Genomic DNA, 6,253 nt, shown 5'->3' on the forward strand with positions numbered 1-6,253 from the left:
GCACCTCAATACAAGTGACAAGCCACAAAATGGCCTGGTTCAACTTCGCGTAGGCTTGGCTGTTGCAGTGGACATGGGGCAAAGGCCTTGGAACAGCGTGGATGGAAGCGGCAACCGCTTGGTGGTTCGAGCATATTTGGCGGCGAACCAGGAATCCCAGTCAGGGTTTCTTTGGGGCCAACCAGCGCTGGAAATGAGGCCATCAAGCCTTGAGTATAAGGATGCAGCGGCTTGTTGAACAGCTCATGGGCATTGGTCGTTTCGACGATCTCGCCAGCATACATCACGCCAATACGGTCGGAAAACTCGACCATCAGCGATAAGTCGTGGGTGATGAACAAAATCGAGAAACCAAGCTCTTTTTTGAGATACTCGATTTGCTGCATAATATCTTTTTGCACCACCACATCGAGCGCGGTGGTTGGCTCGTCCATAATCATCAACTGTGGTTTGAGCGCGAGTGCAACCGCAATTACCACCCGTTGGCGCATGCCACCGGAAAGCTGATGCGGATAATCATCAACCCGATTGCGATCAATCCCCACAATGTCGAGCAATTCGGCAGCCCGATCTTTGGCTTGTTGCTTGGTGGTTTTAGGCTGATGGCGCTGAATCACATCGGCAATCTGTTCGCCAACGGTCAAAACCGGGTTGAGTGCATTCATGGCGCTTTGAAACACCATTGAAACATCACGCCAGCGGAAGGCTTCAAGGCCATCCATATCCATTTCCAGCACATCATCGCCATCGAACAGCACATTGCCGCCAGTAATCACAGCGGGCGAATGCAAAATGCGCATAATGGCATGGGCGATCGTCGATTTACCGCTGCCCGATTCGCCAGCGAGGCCAAACACTTCGCCTTGGCCGATGCTGAACGAAACGTGCGAAACCGCTTGAACAGGCCCGCGCAAGGTCTGGTATTCGACCGAAAGATCTTGAACGTCGAGCAACGGCTCAGCCGCACTACTTGCGGACGACTGGGGTGACAAGGACGTTGGCACGGTTGCGCTTGCCATGAGTAGTCTCCTTTTCGGCACGTAAGCGAGGGTTGGTAATTTCGTCGAGGGCATAGTTGAGCATGGTCAAGGCAAAGGCACACAAGGCAATACAAATGCCGACTGGAACGAATGTCCACCACGCGCCGGTCAAAATGCCTGCGTTATTTTGCGCCCAGTAGAGCATTGTGCCCCAGCTGGTGGTGCCAACATCGGTCAAGCCAAGGAAGGCCAAACCAACATCAGCGCCAATCGCATAGACTGTCGAACCAACCATGCTGCCCACAAACACCGAGGACATATTTGGCAAGACTTCGCTAAACAAAATTCGGGGCGTGCGTTCGCCGCTGACAACCGAGGCCGCGATAAAATCTTTGGCGCGCAGCGAAAGCACTTGCGAACGCATCACGCGGGCAGGCCAAGCCCAACCAGTGAGCGTGAGCACCATCACCACCGTCACCGGCCCCGGCTTGAGAAAGGCCGCCAGAATAACCAGCAACGGCATGCCGGGGATAATCAGCATCACATTGGTGAGCAATGAGAGAATATCATCGACCCAGCCGCCGAGATAGCCAGCAGTGAGACCAATGATTGTGCCCACAATTGTTGAGGCGATGCCAACGCTGAGGCCAACGCTGAGCGATAAGCGCGCCCCCCAGATTAGCTGGCGAAAGACATCTTGACCTTGGCCAGTGGTGCCAAGCAAGAAGGTTTTGCCGCCAGGAGCGGGCTTATCGGCAATCCACGCTGGGGCTAGGTGGGCGCGACTTTCCATCTTCTTGGGGTTGCCCGGGGCAACCCATGGGGCCAACAAGGCTAGCATAATGAAGACAAACAGGATGCTTACGCCAAGCATAGCTTTGCGATTGCGCACAAAGGCCCGCAGCAAAGGCCAGCGAGCGAGCCAAGGCCGAGCGATTTTGGTTGCTTCGCTTGATTTTGAAACCAAGGTTTTTTCAGGGGTTGCTTGCATGGCACTACTCCTAACGTCGAGTGCGTGGGTCGAGCCACACATACAAAATGTCAACCAAAAAATTGGCTCCAAGTACCGCAAAGGTAATCATCAAAAACAAACCCTGCATCAATGGATAATCCAAGTTGCGTACTGCTTGCAATAGCAAATAGCCCAAACCTGGATAAGCAAAGATGATTTCGGTCAGCAAGGAGCCGCTGAGCACAAAGCCAAGCGCCATGCCAAACGACGTAACGTTGGGCAACAAGGCGTTGCGGGCTGCATAACTAAACATGATCCGCTTTTGCGATAACCCTTTGGCCTGCGCCATGGTGATGTAATCCTCGGAGAGAATCCCGACCATTGTGTTGCGCATGCCAAGCATCCAACCGCCGATCGAAGCCAGCACAATACAGCTCGCTGGCAAAATCATGTGTGCAACCACGCTTTTTATAAAGGTGAGGCTGCCCCAATTGACCGATAGCGCATCGCTATAGGCGTGGCGTAAGGGGAACCAGCCTGCTTGAAAGGCAAGGAAATACAGCGCAAGCATCGCTAAAAAGAAGTAGGGGAATGCGCCGATGAAGGTCAGTAATGGTGGAGCGACTGAATCGAGGATGCCATTGCGCCGCCAAGCGCCGATAATCCCCAACACATTACCGAAGAAAAAGCTAATCACGGTGGCTAAACCAGCCAGCAAAATCGTCCACATAAATCCAGTGGCAATCACGGTTGTAACTGGCGCAGGAAAGAAGTTGATTGAGATGCCGAATTCTCCGCGACTCAAACTCTTCAAATAGGTGAAATATTGTTCGAACAACGGGGCATCGCTTAGACCATAAGCTTTGCGCAGCGAATCGATTTCTTCAGGGCGGAGTTTGCCTTGAAAACGGGCGAAGATGGCAGAGGCTGGGTCACCAGGCATAAGCCGTGGTAGGTAGAAATTGACGGTAAGCGAGACCCAAGCCGCGACCGCGTAAAAGCCCAGCCGTCGCAACAAGAAACGCATGGTTCTTCCTTTCAGGGTTTCGCGCCTGGGTCGGGTTGGTGCTGGAGCCGTTATGGCTCCAGCACACGACCAAACCAGACACTGCTTATTTTGGTTTGATGTTGGTCAAGAGGATCAAGCGGTCGGGTTGAGCGAACGATGAAAGCAAGACATATGGGTTTTCAGCGGTTGGGAAGTTGGTAAAGCGTTTGGTGTTGTACTCGCCCCAGTAGATGTTTGGCATAATTGGGATAGCTGGAGCTTCTTGAACGAAGATCATCTGAATTTCGTTCATGATTTTCTTTTGTTCGGCTGGATCTGAGGTTTTGACAAATTGTGAATACAATTCATCGACCTTTGGATTGCCGTAGCGGTGCCAGTTGTCGCCATTGGCTTCGCCAACAGGAGTATCGGCAGTTTCACCCGACATCAAGCCGCGATAGAATTGAAGTGGGGTTGGGGCGTTGTTGCTCCAGCCAATCGACATATCAAACTCGCCCTTTTGCACTTTATCGAACCAAGCGCTAAAGTCGTAGGTGCGGGTGGTTGCGTTGATGCCAATTTCCTTCAAGCTTTCAGCAATGATTTGGTCGGTGGTAACCCAGTCGGTCCAACCTGAAACCACGTTGATGTCGTAGGTCATTGGCGTGCCATCTGGCAACACGCGGATGCCATCAGCACCACGGGTCAAGCCAGCTTCATCCAACATTTTGTTGGCTTTTTCAACATCGAATTTGACCCAATCGCCAGCAGCAACAGCTTCAGGGTTTTTCCAATCAGCAAATGAATCGGGCAAACCGGTTGCATCTGATGGTGCGTTGTAGTTGTAGGTAGCGATTTCGGTAATTTGTTGGCGATCAAAGCCCATGCTGATAGCTTTACGCACATTTGGATCGTTGAACGGAGCCTTGGTGGTGTTCAACAGCAACATAACTGGTGCGTTGACTGGTGGGAACCAGTAGTGATTGTTTTCTGGATCTTTGGCGACATAGGTGTTTTCAACATCAGGAATGAAGTTGCTAGCCAAGTCGTTTTCGCCATTGATCGTTGCCAAGTTGGCAGCGTCGTTGCTTGGGTAGGCTGGTTGGCGAATGCCATCGATATATGGCTTGCCAGCTTGCCAGTAGTTTGGATTCTTGCCAAGCTCCCAAATTTGGTCTTGGAAGCGGACGATTTCGGTGAATGGGCCGCTGGCGACAGGGGTTTCGTTGGTGAAGGTCACTGGATCAGCGATCTTGCTCCAAATATGTTCTGGCACAATCATTTGATGGCCAATATCATACATGGCGATAGTTGAAACTTCTTTGAACTTCACGACGACTTTGTTGCCATCGGCAGTAACCGTATCGATGAAACGCATTGCAGCGCGGCCATTGCCTTGCAGCTTTTCGTTATCTTTCATCAAGTTGAGGGTGTAGGCAACGTCTTTTGAGCTGAATGCTTCGCCGTCTGACCACTTCACGCCATCGCGGATGGTGAAGGTCAACTCGGTGTTATCGCTATTCCAAGCCCATTCGGTGGCGAGCCATGGCTCAATTTTGCCGGTTGCAATGTTGTAAATAAACATTGGCTCGTAGATCCCGGCAGCGGTTGGCCAGCGGTTGTCGCTTGCAAATGGGTTGAAGTTGCGCACCCAAGTTGATTGTTGTTGGTCAGAAACCGTCAAAAATACTTTGCCGTCGCTGCTCGTGGAACCGGTATCTGTGGTTGCCGCAGCAGTTGGTTCGGCGGTTGCATCGGTGCTGCCAGTGGCAGGAGCTTCTGTTGCAGTAGCGGCTGGAGCGGTTGTGCTTTGTCCTTGAGTTGCTTGTGGCGTGAGGGTTGACGCATCACCACATGCGGCCAACATGCTGGTAAAGATAATAACCAGCATCATCAACGCAGGAAACCGTAGCTTCATGGTGGATACCCTTTCTGTATGCGATAGATCGTTCTATCCACACACCCGCGCTGGTCGGTGGGCCCTACTTTCCAGGCGGGCGACAACTTTGTCGCGTTATACGTTCCGAGGAACGTCGCACGATTGGCGAATGATCAAGGTGGTTGGCAAAATGCTACGCTCAATCGGTTGCTCAGGATTATTCATCCGCACGAGCAACATTCGAACAGCTTCGCGCCCTAGTTGTTCTAATGGCTGGGCAACCGTCGTCAGTGGCGGTGCTACCTGCGAGGCTTGCGCAATGTTGTCAAAGCCAATCACCGAGATGTCACTTGGAATCCGCAATCCGGCATCGCGAACTGCTTCCATCACCCCAAAGGCCATAACATCGTTCGAGGCAAAAATTGCTGTTGGCGGTTCTGGCAGCCCCAACAAGCTTTGCGCTCCACTATAGCCTCCTGGTTGATAGAACGTCCCCTCATAGACCAATTGCGGATCGACAGGCAAACCATTGTCACGCAAGGCTGCTTGATAGCCACTCAGGCGATCTTGCGAACTGAGCATGTCCAACATACCTGTGATAAAGCCAATCCGTCGATGACCAAGCTCAATCAGATAGCGCGTGGCATCGTAGCCACCTTGCCAATTAGTAGTAATTACGACTGGCGTGCGCTCATCAAGCCCTTGATGATCGATTAGGACATAGGGAAAGTGGGTTTGATCAAGGGTTTCCAAGTAGGCTTCGAGGTTTTCTGGCAAAACCAATAGTAGCCCATCGGTCATCCCTTGGATCAAATTGTTGACGTAAATCCGTTCTTTGATTTTGCGGCGATGGGTGGTGTAGAGCATCAAATTGTATTGCGCTGCACTCAGTGCGTCATCAATACCTTTGACGATTTCGCCCATATAGCTTGAGCCAAGATCACGCACCAACAACCCAACTGCATATGAACGCCCACCAGCCAAACTTCTGGCCTGCTGGTTGACGACATAGCCCAAGCTTGTAATCGCTTTCAACACGCGTTCACGGGTATCCGATTTAACATATTCTTTGTTGTTGACCACCCGCGAGACTGTTGCATACGATACCCCGGCTTCGCGCGCCACATCCATAATCGTGGTGCTGCTTAGGCCATTGCCATTACTACGGCGGCTACGGGGTGTTTTGAGGGTTTGGGTTGCTTGGTCGAGTTTCTTGCTCATTGCGTTTTGCGCCTTTGCATCTGCGAACCAGATTGTGATTGTAAGCACTTACAGAAATGTTGTGGGGTTTTGCACCTAGAGAGGCTGGTTTTGGTTTTTATTTATGCAAACGCTTACAGAAAAAGATTGTAAACGATGGCCTGTACTTCGTCAAGTGGCTAGAAAATGTCGCTATGTAGTTAGGGGTCAGGGATCGAGGATCGGGGATCGGGAACTGGGGATTGGGGATTGGG

The 6,253-nt window shown here is 51.7% G+C and carries 5 protein-coding genes; all 5 read right to left on the reverse strand.

The features are described from left to right. Positions 1-5: 5 nt before the first annotated feature. Complete coding sequence (locus tag C5S61_RS20695; protein WP_110518377.1) at positions 6-1,019, reverse strand: ABC transporter ATP-binding protein; 1,014 nt, start codon at positions 1,017-1,019, stop codon at positions 6-8. Then, a complete protein-coding gene (locus C5S61_RS20700) occupies positions 967-1,971 on the reverse strand; it encodes an ABC transporter permease (protein WP_110518379.1) in 1,005 nt (334 codons plus the stop codon). The genes C5S61_RS20695 and C5S61_RS20700 overlap by 53 nt, the downstream gene beginning before the upstream one ends. Positions 1,972-1,981: 10 nt before the next feature. Continuing rightward, the gene (locus C5S61_RS20705; protein WP_110518382.1) at positions 1,982-2,959 is read right to left on the reverse strand and encodes an ABC transporter permease; all 978 of its coding nucleotides are present in this window, start codon (positions 2,957-2,959) and stop codon (positions 1,982-1,984) included. Positions 2,960-3,044: 85 nt separating this feature from the next. Continuing rightward, on the reverse strand, positions 3,045-4,838 hold the full coding sequence (locus tag C5S61_RS20710) for an ABC transporter substrate-binding protein (protein WP_110518384.1): 1,794 nt from the start codon (positions 4,836-4,838) through the stop codon (positions 3,045-3,047). Positions 4,839-4,934: 96 nt separating this feature from the next. Next, positions 4,935-6,020 carry a LacI family DNA-binding transcriptional regulator gene (locus C5S61_RS20715; RefSeq protein ID WP_110518386.1) on the reverse strand — a complete coding sequence of 362 codons (1,086 nt, stop codon included), beginning with the start codon at positions 6,018-6,020 and terminating at the stop codon, positions 4,935-4,937. Positions 6,021-6,253 lie beyond the last annotated feature (233 nt).

Origin of the sequence: Herpetosiphon llansteffanensis (assembly GCF_003205875.1) — a bacterium.
Classification (GTDB): Bacteria; Chloroflexota; Chloroflexia; order Chloroflexales; family Herpetosiphonaceae; genus Herpetosiphon; species Herpetosiphon llansteffanensis.

What these genes read in the sequence shown, in the direction of transcription:
- C5S61_RS20710 (WP_110518384.1), bottom strand. Translation starts at nt 4,838, where the DNA reads ATGAAGCTACGGTTTCCTGCGTTGATGATGCTGGTTATTATCTTTACC.
- C5S61_RS20700 (WP_110518379.1), bottom strand. Translation starts at nt 1,971, where the DNA reads ATGCAAGCAACCCCTGAAAAAACCTTGGTTTCAAAATCAAGCGAAGCA.
- C5S61_RS20705 (WP_110518382.1), bottom strand. Translation starts at nt 2,959, where the DNA reads ATGCGTTTCTTGTTGCGACGGCTGGGCTTTTACGCGGTCGCGGCTTGG.
- C5S61_RS20695 (WP_110518377.1), bottom strand. Translation starts at nt 1,019, where the DNA reads ATGGCAAGCGCAACCGTGCCAACGTCCTTGTCACCCCAGTCGTCCGCA.
- C5S61_RS20715 (WP_110518386.1), bottom strand. Translation starts at nt 6,020, where the DNA reads ATGAGCAAGAAACTCGACCAAGCAACCCAAACCCTCAAAACACCCCGT.